General features: G+C 40.5%; 11 protein-coding genes. 1 reads left to right on the top strand and 10 read right to left on the bottom strand.

Going from position 1 to position 15,700, the window contains the following annotated elements; all coding sequences use genetic code 11:
- Nucleotides 1–87: 87 nt before the first annotated feature.
- The 9 genes from H4075_RS12315 to H4075_RS12275 all read right to left on the bottom strand — a co-directional run bounded on the left by H4075_RS12315 (nt 88) and on the right by H4075_RS12275 (nt 10,141).
- Complete coding sequence (locus tag H4075_RS12315) at nt 88–993, bottom strand: DUF5777 family beta-barrel protein (RefSeq protein ID WP_255460183.1); 906 nt, start codon at nt 991–993, stop codon at nt 88–90.
- A 25-nt stretch (nt 994–1,018) separates the two neighbouring features.
- A complete protein-coding gene (locus tag H4075_RS12310) occupies nt 1,019–1,576 on the bottom strand; it encodes a YceI family protein (protein WP_182801143.1) in 558 nt (185 codons plus the stop codon).
- Nucleotides 1,577–1,601: 25 nt separating this feature from the next.
- Nucleotides 1,602–2,057 carry an OB-fold protein gene (locus H4075_RS12305; protein ID WP_182801142.1) on the bottom strand — a complete coding sequence of 152 codons (456 nt, stop codon included), beginning with the start codon at nt 2,055–2,057 and terminating at the stop codon, nt 1,602–1,604.
- 10 nt (nt 2,058–2,067) lie between these two features.
- Complete coding sequence (locus H4075_RS12300; protein WP_182801141.1) at nt 2,068–2,427, bottom strand: hypothetical protein; 360 nt, start codon at nt 2,425–2,427, stop codon at nt 2,068–2,070.
- 11 nt (nt 2,428–2,438) lie between these two features.
- Nucleotides 2,439–3,152, bottom strand: coding sequence for a c-type cytochrome domain-containing protein (locus H4075_RS12295; RefSeq protein ID WP_182801140.1), 714 nt, complete (start codon nt 3,150–3,152; stop codon nt 2,439–2,441).
- 282 nt (nt 3,153–3,434) lie between these two features.
- Nucleotides 3,435–4,559, bottom strand: a complete 1,125-nt coding sequence (locus H4075_RS12290) for an efflux RND transporter periplasmic adaptor subunit (RefSeq protein ID WP_182801139.1) — start codon at nt 4,557–4,559, stop codon at nt 3,435–3,437.
- A gap of 10 nt (nt 4,560–4,569) precedes the next feature.
- Nucleotides 4,570–8,916: a CusA/CzcA family heavy metal efflux RND transporter gene (locus H4075_RS12285; protein WP_182801138.1), complete on the bottom strand. Its 4,347-nt coding sequence runs from the start codon at nt 8,914–8,916 to the stop codon at nt 4,570–4,572.
- An 89-nt stretch (nt 8,917–9,005) separates the two neighbouring features.
- Nucleotides 9,006–9,392, bottom strand: a complete 387-nt coding sequence (locus tag H4075_RS12280) for a hypothetical protein (RefSeq protein ID WP_182801137.1) — start codon at nt 9,390–9,392, stop codon at nt 9,006–9,008.
- Nucleotides 9,393–9,538: 146 nt separating this feature from the next.
- Nucleotides 9,539–10,141, bottom strand: a complete 603-nt coding sequence (locus tag H4075_RS12275) for a hypothetical protein (RefSeq protein ID WP_182801136.1) — start codon at nt 10,139–10,141, stop codon at nt 9,539–9,541.
- 465 nt (nt 10,142–10,606) lie between these two features.
- Between H4075_RS12275 and H4075_RS12270 the strand changes: the two genes are divergently transcribed.
- Nucleotides 10,607–13,903, top strand: coding sequence for a beta strand repeat-containing protein (locus H4075_RS12270; RefSeq protein WP_182801135.1), 3,297 nt, complete (start codon nt 10,607–10,609; stop codon nt 13,901–13,903).
- Between the two features lie 563 nt (nt 13,904–14,466).
- On the opposite strand, the gene H4075_RS12265 is transcribed toward H4075_RS12270, so the two are convergent.
- A complete protein-coding gene (locus tag H4075_RS12265; RefSeq protein ID WP_182801134.1) occupies nt 14,467–15,513 on the bottom strand; it encodes an agmatinase family protein in 1,047 nt (348 codons plus the stop codon).
- Nucleotides 15,514–15,700 lie beyond the last annotated feature (187 nt).

Genomic DNA, 15,700 nt, shown 5'->3' with positions numbered 1-15,700 from the left:
AAAAATCCACACGAAAGCTGCGGATTTTTTTATGAAGCCGGAAAAATAAACTGTTTTAGTTTTCTTAAAAAATGGCGATCCGTTATTTCAGCTATCTGTTTTTGCTTTCTTTTTTAACTGGAACACTCTCGATAAATTAAAACCAAACCTGATCTCTCCCTTGCCCCAGCGTGTTGTTGTTTCATTAATAAAGGCCCGTTCGTTCATACCGGTTGCATTGGAAAAATGAAGTTGGAACACGTGGCCGCCGGTTTCAATATCAACACCAATCGACAGGGGATGATAAGTAACTCCCCGCTCAATACCATTAAACAAGTGGAAATAATCACCTGTGAGTGCAATGCGTTTTGTCAATTTTAAACGTGCTCCGGCACCAAGTGCAAACACATCGTTTGGCTGCGTATGCAGTGCAACGAGATTTGTATGAACCATTGTTGGTGTTAACTGCAGTGTAAAACGTTCAGAGAATTTTCTTCCAACTATCAGCTGGTAATAATAGGCAAGGCGTGACGAAAAATAATTGTTGATGGTTGGGTCGGCCCAAGGAGAAGTATTCATGGTAATACCGGCTGCGATGGCAATGGTCATTGGAAAACTTTTGTTTCCTGTTGATTGCATGATGGGTGCGTATTTGAAATAACCATCCAGTTCTTTTTTGAAGGTGCTTCTGCCAACGCCAATCATCAGGTTACGATACAATCCAAAATCAAAACCCATGCGCATACTGGCCTGGTCTAAACCGAAAAAGTTTTTGTATCCCTGATCAAGCTGCCCGAATCGATGCAGTATACGAAAGTCCATCGTGCCGGGCGAAAGAAATTCCAACGAGTGACCATTGATGACTCTTGTTGATTTGAATGCAGATTTGATGAATGTCTTCGTTGTGCCTCCTGAATCAACAAGACTTAACAAGTCTTCGGTTTCCTGTGCTTTTGCTTTGAAAGAAAACATCAGGAAAAATAATGCGGCTGCGAAATAAGTTTGCTTTTTCATGTTGATTGAAGAATGAGTTGTTTATTTAGCGCAATGGGTCGAGCAAACAATTCACAATGATCTTCGCCGTTTTTGAAACTTTGTCTGCAACCAGGCCCGGTATGCTTATTTTATAATCGGCAAGCAGAACTGTAAAGACAGAGGTTGCGGATATCTTACCATTTTTTATCACAAGATTTCCAGTTGTTTCAATGTCCTTTGTTATACCATGTATGGTTAGCTTTCCTTTTACTGAAACCTTGTATTCACCATTTGCTGTATAGTTTACGCTGCTGTTGTTGCTGATCATTCCCTTGAATTCTGATTTGGGAAACTGATCGCTTTCAATATAGTTTTCGTTGAAATGTTCCTGCATTAAAGCCCGTTCAAATTCAAAGCCTTTCATGGCAACAGAGAATTGCATATTGCCGGTCTTCGTGTCAAGTACACAAAGCACGCTTTTATGAATGCCTTCAACTTGTTCGGGAGAGCCGGGAGAAGTAGCATCGAAATTGATCTTACCGGTTTTAGTAAAATATTTGTCCTGTGCAAAAACTGTTCCTGCAAACAGTAAAACAATGAGTAACCAACTTATCTTTTTCATATCTGCTGATTTAGTGTGTAGTAGTTTATTTTTGAATGATGATGCACCGATTCAGCAACACATCAGAACCAATGCCCAATTCATCGGCATTGAAACCTGTACAGATCCCTTTAACTGTAATTGGAATGTTGATCTGCAGATTATTTTTTTCAACAGAAAATATTGTGTCAATACTGCATCTCACAGATGAAGGCAAAGCAGGATTGCCCAACACAACAGTATAATTTCCTTTATCATCAACGTCGGTTGTCTTTAATTGCCCTTCCACCTGAAGTACTTTGCCCGCATATTTTTGTGTAGCTGCTTGTTCATTTTCTGTAAACTCCCGGATCAGTTCATCGGTTGTCAGTTCAAATTCAGCTTCAAGTTTGTCAACGTTTTCTGATTTTCGGTTGTATTCTCTGTAAGCGAAATAAGCTACAATTGTTCCAAGTATCAGCATAAGAAGTAAACTGTTTCTGAGAATCTTTTTCCGTTTCATAACAACTTTATTAATTAGCAGGTGTTCCCGCATCGATCCATTGTTTAATAATTGCAATTTGACAGTTGGTCATTTTTGCTCCGCCTTTCGGCATTGCTGAATAACCAGCCGTATGACTGATGCTTCCATAAAGTTTACCGTTTGTTGCAAGTACTTTGTCTGCAGTATAAGTGCCCATCATAATACCGCCGCCTGTTGACGCATTCAAATGACAACTGTAACATTGTTGTTGCAGCAGCGGCACAACTTTTTGTGAATACGATGTTGGAGTGGTGTCACAAACGCCACTGGCTGGATATAAAAGATCTGCAGCATCGTAATAACAGGAGCTGCTGAGAATGATGAACACATACATGATGATCCGCTTCATACTTTTTTAGTTTAGTTATTGAGCATGCCTGCATCGATCCATTTTCTGATCTGTTTGATTTCACAGTCCGGCATTTTTAATCCGCCTTGTGGCATTGGAATATAACCGGCCGACCAATTAATGGAACCATAGAGTTTACCATTAGTACCTGCAGCTTTGATTGCTGTGTAAGTTGACAGATCAATTCCTCCTCCCAATGATGCCGGATTATGGCAGCCCTGGCATTTATTCTGTATTAAAGGTTTGATGGCAGTACTGAATTTATAATCAGTTGTATCACATCTGTCGCAGGCATTGTTTTTTGCACCTTGGTTGATCCATGTACGGAGTTTTGTTACCTGTTCAGTTGTCCATGCAGGCATTGGAGGAGGAGGCATCCGTTCATTATCTGTTTTGATAATGGTTTTGTAAATCTTGCTTTCCGATGCATTACCAGCCACGATATAATTTTTGATATTATTATAGGTCGAAAGATCGATCCCTTCTTTATGTGTGATAGCATCATGACATCCGGCCATAGCACAGGTTGAGCTGAGGAGTGGATAAATATCATTGGCAAAATAAACTGAGTCGGTACTGCAAGTACGACCAACGGTGCCGGGTATACCGGAAACACCACCGGGATTGCCATTGTCGGGAGTCACCGGAATTTGATGTTTGCAGGCATGAAAGAAAAAGGTAAAGGCAATAACAATTACACTCCCCATGCGCATCATTTTTTTCATGTGCTATGCGGTTTATCGTTAACGTAAAAAAATTCAATTACCCGGCAGCAAGCTGCAGTGGCATTGATCTTAAACAGAAATAGAAATTGGTGGGGAGTGTTTCAACCTTTATACGCTTGTACTAATTTTTTATTGTACACGGTATGTTTAGATTTCTATAAAGGTACAACAATATATAAATGATGCAATCTAATGTGACATAAGTCACAGTGATTTTATGTCATCAACAGCAGCATGCAAATCATTTTCGATTTGCATACTGCTGTTAAATAATTTAATTTTTTAATCTTCTGCTTTATTCTTCAGGCTCATCAGTAAAGTATAGGCCCCCTTGCTTACTATTTGTTTTTGCTGCAAGCTTTCATCATTCCGAATTTCGGTGAATCCGTTTTCGGAAACGCCGGGTTGAATTTCCAATAGCTCAAATGTTTTCTCGGTCTTTTTAACGAAGACGTATTGCTTGTTTTCAAACCGCACTACCGCATCTTCCGGTAGAACCCATGCGGCTTTATTCTTTACTTCAACATCTGCATTCATGTAAGTGCCCGGGATGAGCGTTTTATCATAATCATCAAAATGGCAATGCACTTCCGTGCTGCGGTCGGGCCCAAGGTCTTTACCAATTAGAATGATATCACCGTAATGTTTATTCTCAGGATCATTATTGGTATACGATACAATCTTTTGTCCGATAAAAAGTTTGTTCACATCCTTCTCAAATACGGTTAATGCAAGATGAATATCTGTCGGGTTGATCAATTCAAACAAAACATCAGTAGGAGCAACATATTTACCAATATTTACATTCACTTTCGATACATAACCATCAATAGGCGAGTGCAGTTGAATACTGCGGGTGATGTTTTGCTCGGTGAGCTGATTGGTGTTGATGCCGGCCAGTTTCAGTTTTTCACCTAATGCACTGATGAGTATTTTCTGACTTCTGAATTCTGCTTCGGCCTGTTGATATACTTTATCGCTGCTGGCTTTGCTTTCGTTCAGCTCTTTTTGACGCAGGTATTCGGCCTCAGTAAAACCGATCTTTGCTTTGGCTGTTAAGTAATCCTGTTGCAACTGAATATATTGCTGGTCTTCGATGATAGCGATCACTTCACCTTTCCGTAAATGCATACCCGGTAACAACTTTGTTGATTTCAGATAGCCACCTAATGGCACACTGATAGAAACAATGTTCTGCGGCGGCACATCAATGCGTCCGTTGAGTTTTAATATAGAAGAAACGGAACGTTGCTGTACCTGCACTAATTCAAGTGCTGCATTTTTTAGTTGAGCATCGGTGAGTGTGACGGTTGTTGTTTCAAGCACGGTTTCTGTTCCTTCCGTTTTATTCTTACTGTTGCAGGCCAGCAACAGCAGAAGTGATATAGACAGGATTGAATATTTCATGATCGTTCGTTTATTGGTTGTTGTAATAGTTGAGTTGAATAATGCTTTCGTTGAGATTCCGCACAGCATCGAGGTAATCATTCTTTACTGCCGTAGCCTGGTTCACCAGCATAAACCATTCGAGGTAATTGATCAAGCCGCTGTTGAATTGTTTGGTTGCAGTTTCAATGATGACGGAAGCATTTTTCAAACCTGTACTTTCAAAATAGTTGACTGTTTCATTATGCTGCTTATACAATGCTAACGTTTTTTGATAGTTGAAAGAAAGTATTTGCAAACTGATCGCTGATTGATTGGCTGCGATCTGTTTACTGAACCTTGCACTGTTGATCTTTGCTTTTTGTGCCCTCGCAAAAACAGGAATGCCAACTCCCAGCTGCACCGATTGAAAACGTTTTGCACTGCTGTAATACTTATCATCGGCACCAATTCCAATAATGCTTGTGCTGAAAACGCCCAACGACAGTTCAGGCAACAGTTTCGATTGTTCTGCTTTAATAGTTGCATCAGCAATACGTTCCTGTTGCTGTGCAAGAATGATCGATGGATGCGAACTGAATTCAGCACTTGTCAACTGAACAGGCATCTTCAACGTTTGCACTGCGGGAGTAAAACCTGTGGTTGTGTTGAGCAGTAACTGAAACTGTAATTGTAAAACTGCTTTGTCGTGTTGCAGTTGTTTTCGTTGAATATTTATTTGCCCGAGTTGTGTTTCTGCGGTTGCTTTCTCCAGGATATTACTTTCGCCTTTTTGTAAACGCAGTTCAGTTCGTTTGTAAAAATCGGTGAATAAACTATCAGCATACTGCAACAGTTTTTCTTTTTCCTGCAGCCATGCCAGCTGATAGAAAACTGATTGCACCTGTTGCTTCAATTCTTTTTCCTTCACTGCTGTAGAAAGCGAACTGTTTTTCCATTCTTCACGCAGCAGATCTTTTTGAGTGCCGTACACTTTTGGAAAACTGAAGCTTTGTGACAAGCCAAATCTTGTATCGGTGTAAATGCTGTTGAACTGTCCTGCTTCAGCATGAACCGTTGTTTGCGGTACAATCGAAGCAGATGGTATGAGTAACTGTTTGTATTGTGCAACTAATTGTTCATTCTTTAGCAGCAGATTATTTTTTACTGCGGTATCAATAGCCGCCTGCAGGCTGATAGGTGATTGTGCAGTTGCTGTTCCCTGTAAGAGAAGCATCAATATCAAAATACCTATCGGCATGCTTTTGTTTTTCTTTTTCATCTTGATTCCTTTTTCAAAAATGATATAAAGCACAGGTAGTACAAATAAGGTGAGGAAGGTCGCAATGATCAAACCGCCAATGACAACAGTTGCCAGCGGCCGTTGTACCTCTGCACCTGCACCATTACTCAATGCCATTGGTAAAAAACCAAGCGATGCAACAGAAGCTGTCATCAACACAGGACGTAAACGGATCTTGGTGCCCATTAAAACGATTCGCCGAACATCATGCATTCCTTCTGTTCGCAATCGATTAAATTCTGCGATCAATACAATGCCATTTAGTACTGCTACACCAAACAGTGCAATAAAACCAATACCTGCACTGATGCTGAACGGCATGCCACGCATTGCAAGAAATAAAATACCACCGATGGCAGATAACGGAATGGCTGAGTAAATGAGTAAGCCTTGTTTTACAGAACCAAATGCAAAATAAAGTAAGACAAAAATGAGCAGTAGCGAAACAGGCACTGCGATCATCAACCGTTGCTTTGCTTCATTTAAATTTTCAAATGCACCGCCATAGGTTATATAATAGCCCGCTGGGAGTTTTAATTGTTGCTCTGTTTTTTTCTGCAGCTCGTTCACAATACTTTGTACATCACGACCACGGACATTGAAGCCAACAACAATACGTCGTTTGGCATCTTCACGTTGTATTTGATTTGGGCCTTCTTTAATTTCTACATTGGCCAGTTGATATAACGGAATCTGTGAACCGGATGGAGTAGGGATGAGTAATTGCTGAATATCTTTTACATCTTTTTTCTGATCGCCTTTTAAACGCACTACAATGTCAAACCGCTTTTCACCTTCAAACAACATCCCTGCACTTTGTCCTGCAAGTGCAGTATTTATAACTTTGTTTATATCAGCTATACTCAAATTATACTGTGCAATAGAAGCACGGTTGTATTGAATAATGATCTGTGGTAACCCATTCACCGTTTCTACATACAAACTCTTTGCGCCTTCAACTGTGTTAATGATCTTGCCCATTTTTTGTGCGTAGTGTGCAAGTGAATCAAGGTCTTCACCAAAAATTTTACAAACCACATCCTGTCTTGCACCTGTCATCAATTCATTGAAACGCATTTGTACCGGATATTGAAAACCGGTTGTAATGCCGGGCACATCTTTTAATGCATCACCCATTTTTTCTGCCAGTTCATCAAATGTTTTTGCCGAGGTCCATTCTTCTTTGTCTTTCAAGATCACCATCAGATCACTTGCTTCCATGGGCATAGGATCAGTAGGCACTTCGCCACTGCCGATCTTGGTAACGATCTTCTCTACTTCAGGAAATCTTGTTTTGAGAATATGTGCTGCTTTCTGTGTGTAATCGATCGTTGTTTGCAGATTGCTTCCCGTTAATACTCTTGTGTCAACCGCAAAATCACCTTCTTCTAATGCCGGAATAAATTCACCGCCAAGTGAACGAAGGATCAGGATCGAAGATGCAAACAATAATAGCGCAGCAGCAATAACAGTCTTAGGAAAGTTGAGTACTTTATCTAATGCTGATTGATAGATTCGTTCCAGCCAGATCATGAACTTATCTGACAGGTTTTGTTTATGATGAATTTTCTTGCTGAGGAACAACGCACTCATCATAGGAATGTAAGTGAGCGAAAGAATGAACGCACCCAGCAATGCAAAGGCAACTGTCTGTGCCATTGGTTTGAACATCTTTCCTTCAATGCCCTGCAAAGTGAAGATGGGTAGATAAACAACAAGGATAATGATCTGTCCAAACACAGCGCTGTTCATCATCTTACTGGCACTGTGATTTACTTCGGCATCCATTTGTTCACCAGTTAACCGATAAGTGCTGTTGAACTTTTTACTGTGACTCAGTTGATGCATCACCGCTTCAACAATGATAACTGCACCATCTACGATCAAGCCAAAATCAAGTGCACCTAAACTCATCAGGTTACCACTCACGCCAAACATGTTCATCATGATCACAGCAAACAGCATTGCCAGTGGAATTACAGACGCTACTAAAATGCCTGCCCGGAAATTTCCAAGAAAAAGTACAAGTACAAATACAACGATCAATGCACCTTCGAGCAAATTTGTTTTTACTGTACCTATTGCATGGCCCACCATTTTTGTACGGTCTAGAAATGCTTCGATCTTGACACCTTCGGGTAATGTTTTTTGTATTTGCGCAATACGATCTTTTACATTCCTGATCACTTCGCTGCTGTTGGCACCTTTCAACATCATCACAACTGCACCCGCTACTTCACCTTCATCATTAAATGTCATGACGCCATAACGTGTAGCATGACCGATCTTTACTTCAGCCACATCACGTATAAATAATGGAGCGCCGCTGTTTGTACGTTTGATCGAAATGTTGCCGATGTCTTCCTGACTTCCTGCAAGACCTTCGCTTCGGATATATAAAACCGTTGCGCCTTTTTCAATATAAGCGCCACCGGTGTTCTGGTTATTTTTTTCGAGTGCAGTAAATACATCGCTGATATTGATACCGTAAGAGAATAGTTTTGCAGGATCAATTTCAATACTGTACTGTTTTAATTTTCCGCCAAAGCTGCTTACTTCGGCAACACCCTGTACACCCAGCAATTGACGACGAACGATCCAATCCTGTATAGTGCGTAATTCCGTTGCATCGTATTTATTCTCGTAACCTTTTTCAGGACGAACAACGTATTGATAGATCTCACCAAGTCCCGTTGTTACCGGCGCAAGTTCAGGTGTGCCGATCTCTTTCGGAATAATATCCTTTACTTTTTGCAAACGTTCGGCTACCTGTTGGCGTGCCCAGTACACATCGGTTTTATCATCAAACACAATTGTTACCAGTGATAAACCAAAACGGGAGAAGCTCCTGATCTCCACTAAGCCGGGAATATTATTGTTTACCTGCTCAATAGGAAAAGTGATGAGCCGTTCAATATCTGTTGCACCATACGAAGGCGCAACAGTAATTACCTGCACCTGGTTATCGGTAATATCAGGCACAGCATCAATGGGCAGTCTTGTAATTTCATAACTGCCATAACCAATAAGACCAATAATGAGTAACCCGATAATAAGTTTGTTTTTTACGGAAAACCGTATAATGGCATTCAGCATTACCTGTTTTGTTTAGATCATAAGTAATACAGCAATAACTTCCTTTCATTGAAAGAAAAGTTTACTGAAATAAGAAAAATTGATATTGCTTAACAGGCTTTGGGCGGTTGCCAGATAGAAGAACGGAAGGTTGAGCTTATAAAGCTTTCGTTGCTGATAGCATGTGCAACAGGTAAATCGATCTCAACTTTAGGTATCAGTAAATAGAAGGGAGTAGGTTCAAATACACTCAGTACTGCACCGGTATATCCGCCTTGTGATTTAAACGGTAATTGCTGATCCTTGCTGTAATCGAGATCAATAATATTCTCATCATTGTAATGCATTGCAAGGAATTGCAGTAAGTTGAGTGAATGGTTTTCTGCTTTGTGTTCTGCATAATGCTCTATCAGCAATGGAAACTTCAACAGCTGTCGAAGCTCTGTTGAGGAGATGAGATAAGCCCCCAGGAATACTATGCAGATAAGTTTCTTCACTGATGCAAAGATATTTTAAAAATTGAAGTTACAAGGCATAAGATTCAAGGTTCAAGGTGCTGGAAATGGTGGATACATTATCACACGGAAGAAAAGTTGAGGCTTTTGTCTTGTGCCTTGTCACTTGCGCCTTGTACCTTTTTAGATCAGTTTTTTGTAAAGCGTTCCCTGCAGAATGCATTCATCTCATCCATTTGCAATTCGCTGAGTACTGCACCCGTCTCGTATTGGATAAATTGGTTCTGGATGGTGTTGATGGAAACAAAATCATTCTTAACGATCATGTTGTCAATATTCTTCCATTCGATCAGTCGTTGTTTGAGATTATCAGGCGTATGAATGCCCTTTTCATCAATTGTGACGTAGCAGGTTGAAAAGATCTTTCGTTCGGTAAAGAACAGGAACAACAGACCGCCGCCGGCAAAGAACTGAAGTACTGCTCTCATGCCTTCGTTCAATTGCAAAAAATGCCAGGCTGCATAAAACAGAACAGCAGCGCCAAGTAAACGAAAGATGCCATTGCTCCTTGATTGATCGGCAATCCATTTTTTCCCAACAAATGAATAGAGAATGATCAGCAGTGCCGCTGCAATTTGTAAAACAACAAAAAATAAACCCGGGGTAGGGGTTTTAAATTCGCCCCATGCATTGGCAATCATTAAAAAGCCTGCCAATAAATGTAAAAGGCGGGCAGCCTTTTTTTGTTTTTCAAATGGTTCAAAGAAAATGGGAATTCGATATGTATTCATGGCAAGTTAAAGATACAGTATAATGAAAATATGCAACTATGATGAATGTAAGTGCTGTCACATATAGTCATCATCCGTATCGTAGTTATGCAATTTATGTTTGATGATATTATTGCGAAATGAATATATTAACTAAACAAATATTTGACGAAGCGATAAAACAGCACTATTTTACTATAGGTTAATTTTTACTCCTTTTTCCTCGTCCAGTCTAACCGTCTTTCTAATTTCTCTCCAATATTCCTGAATTACGCCAGTACCTTTTTTATTAAATATCAAAAGTACATTTTCAATGAAGCTATATCATTGTTCTGGCAGTGCTTTGCCTTTAACTACTTATCTGAAAGATGATTTTCTTTCGGCAGATAACTCGCCTCCAGGCAAATCTTTTGTATTGTAAAACCATACTCTTTTTTGAAGTTTTCCCACTTCAAACCACATTGTTAACCAATCAACCCAAAATGTATGCTACTCAAATCCACACAGAAGATTTGTGCAGATCTTCTATTCCCCAAAAAGTACGGAAACAAATTATCCGCAAAAAAATCAGCAATATGTAATCATTTCTACCCACAGCATTTTTTTCTAACGGTTCTTCTTCTTTTCAGCATCAATAGTTATGCTCAGTTTGATCCACGTGTTGATTGTACAAATGGTTGTACATCTAATGACATACAGATCAAAACTGCTTACCTTGTTGAACCTAATTCTCCCTACAACCCATTAACAAGTAGTTTTCAATGTCAAGGTGCAGCGAACGTAAAATTGGCGCTTGAACTTACTACCAAAACCCCAAGAGTAGGCGTATTTATTTATGCAAGAGTGGTCAATAAGCTTGATCCTACTATTATTTATGCAACTGTAAGTGAGTGTTTTTCAACTGCACTTGCCTCCGTTGGTACAACGAAAGTTGTTTTCAGCCAGAATATCGGTTGGCCTTGTGGCACCGAAATATTATTAACCGATGTATTTATTGGATGGGGTACAGGTAACACAGATTTTTGTCAAGGTGCATCAACGCCACGTTGTCCGGGAACTCCATCCAAGTGTTATTCATTGCCTCCCGGCCAATACATAACAGTCATTATTCCAACTGCCGGTTCAACCATTGCTGAAAAATGTTCCGATGCTCCGGGTGGCACAACTGCTACTTTCAATCTTACTTCTTTGAACAGTACTATTATCGGCAGTCAGCAAAATGTAAGTGTTACGTGGTACAGTAATGTTGCTTTGACCAATCTTATCAACAATCCGGGCGCTTATGTAAGTGGTACAACACAGGTTTTTGCAAAAGTTACTAATAACTCCGATCCGTCTGCTTTCACTTATGGAACGGTCACCCTTAACGTGTTTGTTACACCTGTTGCCAATTCTGCAAGTGCGACATTGTGTTCATCAGATGCGGGTGGTACAACTGCAAGTTTTAACCTGACTGGTCTCGGGTCAACAATATTGAATGGACAAACGGGAGTGACTCTTAGTTGGTACAGCGACGCAGCATTCCAAAATTCTATTTCATCTCCATATGTTACAGGTAGTACAATTGTGTACGCAAAATTGTCCAACAACAATGCAGCAAGCTGTAGCAGCAGTGTTGCAGTTCCTTTAACAGTGAACCGCATACCAACAGTATCAACTGCCAGTTCAACGTTGTGTTCAACAAGTCCCGGCGGAACAACAGCCAGTTTTGATCTTAGTAGCCTTGAAGCAACGATCATTAATGGTCAGCAAAATGTAGGTGTTACCTGGTATAGTAATATTGAATTAACAACGGGCATTTCGTCTCCGCATGTAACAGGTACAACAACGGTGTATGCAAAAGTGACTAATAGTAATGCGGCAAGTTGTTATAACAGTATTGCAGTTCCCTTAACTGTTAACCGAACTCCAACGGTATCAGCTGCAAGCTCTACATTGTGCTCAAGTGATCCTGGTGGAACAACCGCCAGTTTTAATTTAACTGGTCTTGAAGCGACCATCATTAATGGTCAGCAGAACGTAGGCATTACCTGGTACAGTAATATTGAATTATCAGCATCTATTTCATCACCGCATGTAACAGGCTCTACAACTGTGTATGCAAAAGTGAGTAACAGTAGTGCATCAAACTGTTACAGCAGTGTTGCTGTTCCCTTAACTGTTAACCGAACTCCAACTGTAACGGCTGCCAGTTCAACATTGTGTTCAACAAGTCCTGGAGGTACAACTGCCAGTTTTAATTTAACAGCTCTTGAAGCAACCATCATTAATGGTCAGCAAAATGTAGGTGTTACCTGGTATGGTAATATTGGTTTAACTACAGCCATTTCATCGCCGCATGTAACGGGTACAACAACGGTGTATGCAAAAGTGACTAATAGTAATGCAACAAGTTGTTATAATAGTATTGCTGTTTCCTTAACTGTTAACCGAACTCCAACGGTATCCGCAGCAATTTCAACTTTGTGTTCAACTGATCCGGGAGGAACAACCGCCAGTTTCGATCTTAGTAGTTTGGAGGCGACGATCATTAATGGTCAGCAGAATGTTGGTATTACCTGGTATAGTAATATTGAATTATCAGCATCTATTTCATCACCACATGTAGCAGCTACAACAACTGTGTATGCGAAAGTGAGCAATAGTAATGCTGCAAATTGTTACAGCAGTATTGCAGTTCCGTTAACTGTCAACCGAACGCCAACTGTTACATCAACAAGTGCAATTTTGTGTTCTACTGATGGCGGAGGAACAACTGCCAGCTTTGATCTAAGCGGACTTGCAACAACAATCCTCAACGGACAAAGTAATGTAAGCCTCAACTGGTATAGTGATGCTGCTTTTCAAAACTCGATATCGTCTCCATATGTAACTGGAACAACAACGGTGTATGCAAAAGTTACCAATACCAATGCTGCAAGTTGTACGAACAGTATTGCGATTAGTCTTACAGTTAACAGCAGACCCGGAACAATTACCGCCGATGTAACGCAACCAACATGTGCAGTTTCAACAGGAACTATTACAGTTACATCTTCAAAAGCTGGTCTCACTTTTAGTTTGAACAGTATTAACCCTGCCGACTTTACGAATGCAACAGGCATCTTTGCTTCATTGGCACCGGGCAATTATGTCATCAGAAGTAAATCAAGTGCAGGTTGTATTTCAGACGGAGTTACAAAAGAAGTACTGGCAGCAGCAGGCGCAACACCTGCAGCGGATGTGCTGATTGTCACTCATCCCAGTTGCACATCATCAACAGGTACGTTAAAAGTCGTGAAAGCAGGATCGCTGGAAGAGTATGATAATTCCATTTTTGAATTTAGTAATGGAGGCGATTTTACCGATAATCCGGTCTTCAGCTTTAAAGCCGGGGAAGGTTATTCAATAACCGTTCGCCGCAAGCTCGATCATACTTGTTTTGCCATTACATCGTGTGAAGGAGAAGCACCAATTACTGAAAATCCTGCTGCCATCAATAACACGCAGCAGCCTGAACAGGTAATGATCACTGCACCACTGAGTGTAGCTATCAAAGCAATTCCCAATCCATTTGCTGACAGAGTACGATTTTCTGTAACAACAGAGCGTGCCGGTAACGGCAGCATTGAAGTGTTTAATATGCAGGGGCAAAAAGTAAAAACAGTGTATAGTGGTTTTGTACCCGCAGGTATAAGCTATTATGATCTGGAAGTTACAGGTCAATCGTCGGGGCAATTGATTTATGTGCTTCGAATTGGTTCTGAAAAAATATCAGGCAGATTAGTAAGGGTGAACAGGTAATCGTTCTGCTTTCATTCTATAAGGCCGGTAAAGGAGAAATGCTCTCTTTTACCGGCTTTAGGTTTTGCACACTCCTCTCTCAAAAATGTGAAAAACACAAAAAACATTGCCAATATCATATTTTATACTACAAAATAATATCAGTTTTAGCTGTTCTTTTGTGTCATAGGTGTTTTTCATAGGTTAGCAACGGCCGACTCTTTCCAGGGACGGCCTATTTTTTTGCCCGTACCTCTCATCTCGTTTTATTCTCTCTTGGTTTTTACTTGTTGATCTACCCAAATCACTTCAGTTTTGTCATTTTTTTTCTGACATAGTTTAAAATGTCTTTTTCAACCACACGGTGAATTGTTTTTTATTCTATATTGCACGTAGGTGTTTTTCATAGGTTAGCAACGGCCGACTCTTTTCAGGGTTGGCTTTCTTTTTTTAGGACATCCTGCAAGCTTACACTCACCATGGAAAATTTGCTCAAGTCCGCTGCCGGCAACATACTTACACTTAACAGCACAAAAAAAGAGGCTCATACAAAGTGAACCTCTAGTTGATTTAATATAATAAGCTTAATTAGGATTACATGCCAGCAGCATATTGCTGAGCTTGTAAAGCACACGGGCACCAACATTTTCATCCCACTCATTCGAGCTTACGCCTACTTCATTCAGATCGAAGCCAATAAGTTTTCGGCCACTTGTAATGATCTTGCGGAATAAATAAAAAGCCTGTTCGGTTTCAAGGCCACCCATAACAGGTGTACCTGTGTGTGGGCAAAGTTTCGGATCAAGCCCATCGGCATCAAAACTGATGTACACATTGGCCGGCAGGTGTTCAATAATTTCGTCAACCACCTGCTTCCAGGTTTGTCCTTCATACAAACGCTCTTTTAAATCCCTATCAAAGTAAGGAACGATGCGGGAGTTGCTTTCGCAAACGATTTTCCACTCGTTATCGCCAAAATCACGTACGCCGACCTGTACCAGTTTCCTGATCTGCGGAATTTCTTTCAACGCATTATACATGATGGAGGCATGGGAGTAAACGAAACCTTCATATGATTCACGCAGATCAAAATGCGCATCGATCTGCAGTATTCCAAAATCCCCATATTTTTCAGCAATGGCTTTATAGTAACCCAGCGGAGTGCTGTGATCACCACCAAGCAAGGCAACCAATTTGCCTTTATCAAGCAAAGCTTTTGTTTGCTCATATACCCAGTTGTTGAGGAACACACTACCGGCGTTTACTTCCTTAAGTGTTTTGCACATGAACTTATTATCGTTCACGTTTTCGCCTTGTGATATATAATTGATATAGAGTTCGGCTTCTTTACGGAGATAATCGCTTTTGAGGAGAATGCTGCGGTCTACATCACGCATGTAAATACCACGTCGCCATGCATCATTGGTATCATTATCGAGCAGATCAACCTGAAGGCTTGCCCGGAAAATATGCTCTGGTGCACGGGCTGTACCTGCTTTGTAACTTACGGTTACTTCCCAGGGAACGGGCAATATGATCAAATCTGCATCTTCTTCTGAAAATGGAAGCCCGAAAATATTATTGTTGGGGTTACCTGCGCTGTTGGGGTCAAAACCCGATAGATCGGCCATGTGGTTACAATTTGGAAAAACTTCGCAAAGGTAATAGACATTATTACAACCGGAAAGAGTTGCATGGAAAGTTTTGCACAAAGAAGAAAATTCTGAAACAGGAGGTTTGAGTTAATAGTTGAGGATGCAACTCGAAAAAATAGTTGCAATTGGCTCAACGGTCTCAACAGTTGCTGCAAGGATTTAT

It is taken from the genome of Lacibacter sediminis, assembly GCF_014168535.1.
GTDB classification, from domain to species: Bacteria; Bacteroidota; Bacteroidia; order Chitinophagales; family Chitinophagaceae; genus Lacibacter; species Lacibacter sediminis.
The sequence above is the reverse complement of the archived record's forward strand: the minus strand, read 5'-3'. Positions and strand labels throughout refer to the sequence as shown.

Excerpts from the sequence above, each read along its gene's own strand:
- H4075_RS12295 (WP_182801140.1), bottom strand. The coding sequence starts at position 3,152 with ATGAAAAAAATGATGCGCATGGGGAGTGTAATTGTTATTGCCTTTACC.
- H4075_RS12315 (WP_255460183.1), bottom strand. The coding sequence starts at position 993 with ATGAAAAAGCAAACTTATTTCGCAGCCGCATTATTTTTCCTGATGTTT.
- H4075_RS12270 (WP_182801135.1), top strand. The coding sequence starts at position 10,607 with ATGCTACTCAAATCCACACAGAAGATTTGTGCAGATCTTCTATTCCCC.
- H4075_RS12305 (WP_182801142.1), bottom strand. The coding sequence starts at position 2,057 with ATGAAACGGAAAAAGATTCTCAGAAACAGTTTACTTCTTATGCTGATA.
- H4075_RS12265 (WP_182801134.1), bottom strand. The coding sequence starts at position 15,513 with ATGGCCGATCTATCGGGTTTTGACCCCAACAGCGCAGGTAACCCCAAC.
- H4075_RS12300 (WP_182801141.1), bottom strand. The coding sequence starts at position 2,427 with ATGAAGCGGATCATCATGTATGTGTTCATCATTCTCAGCAGCTCCTGT.
- H4075_RS12275 (WP_182801136.1), bottom strand. The coding sequence starts at position 10,141 with ATGAATACATATCGAATTCCCATTTTCTTTGAACCATTTGAAAAACAA.
- H4075_RS12290 (WP_182801139.1), bottom strand. The coding sequence starts at position 4,559 with ATGAAATATTCAATCCTGTCTATATCACTTCTGCTGTTGCTGGCCTGC.
- H4075_RS12310 (WP_182801143.1), bottom strand. The coding sequence starts at position 1,576 with ATGAAAAAGATAAGTTGGTTACTCATTGTTTTACTGTTTGCAGGAACA.
- H4075_RS12285 (WP_182801138.1), bottom strand. The coding sequence starts at position 8,916 with ATGCTGAATGCCATTATACGGTTTTCCGTAAAAAACAAACTTATTATC.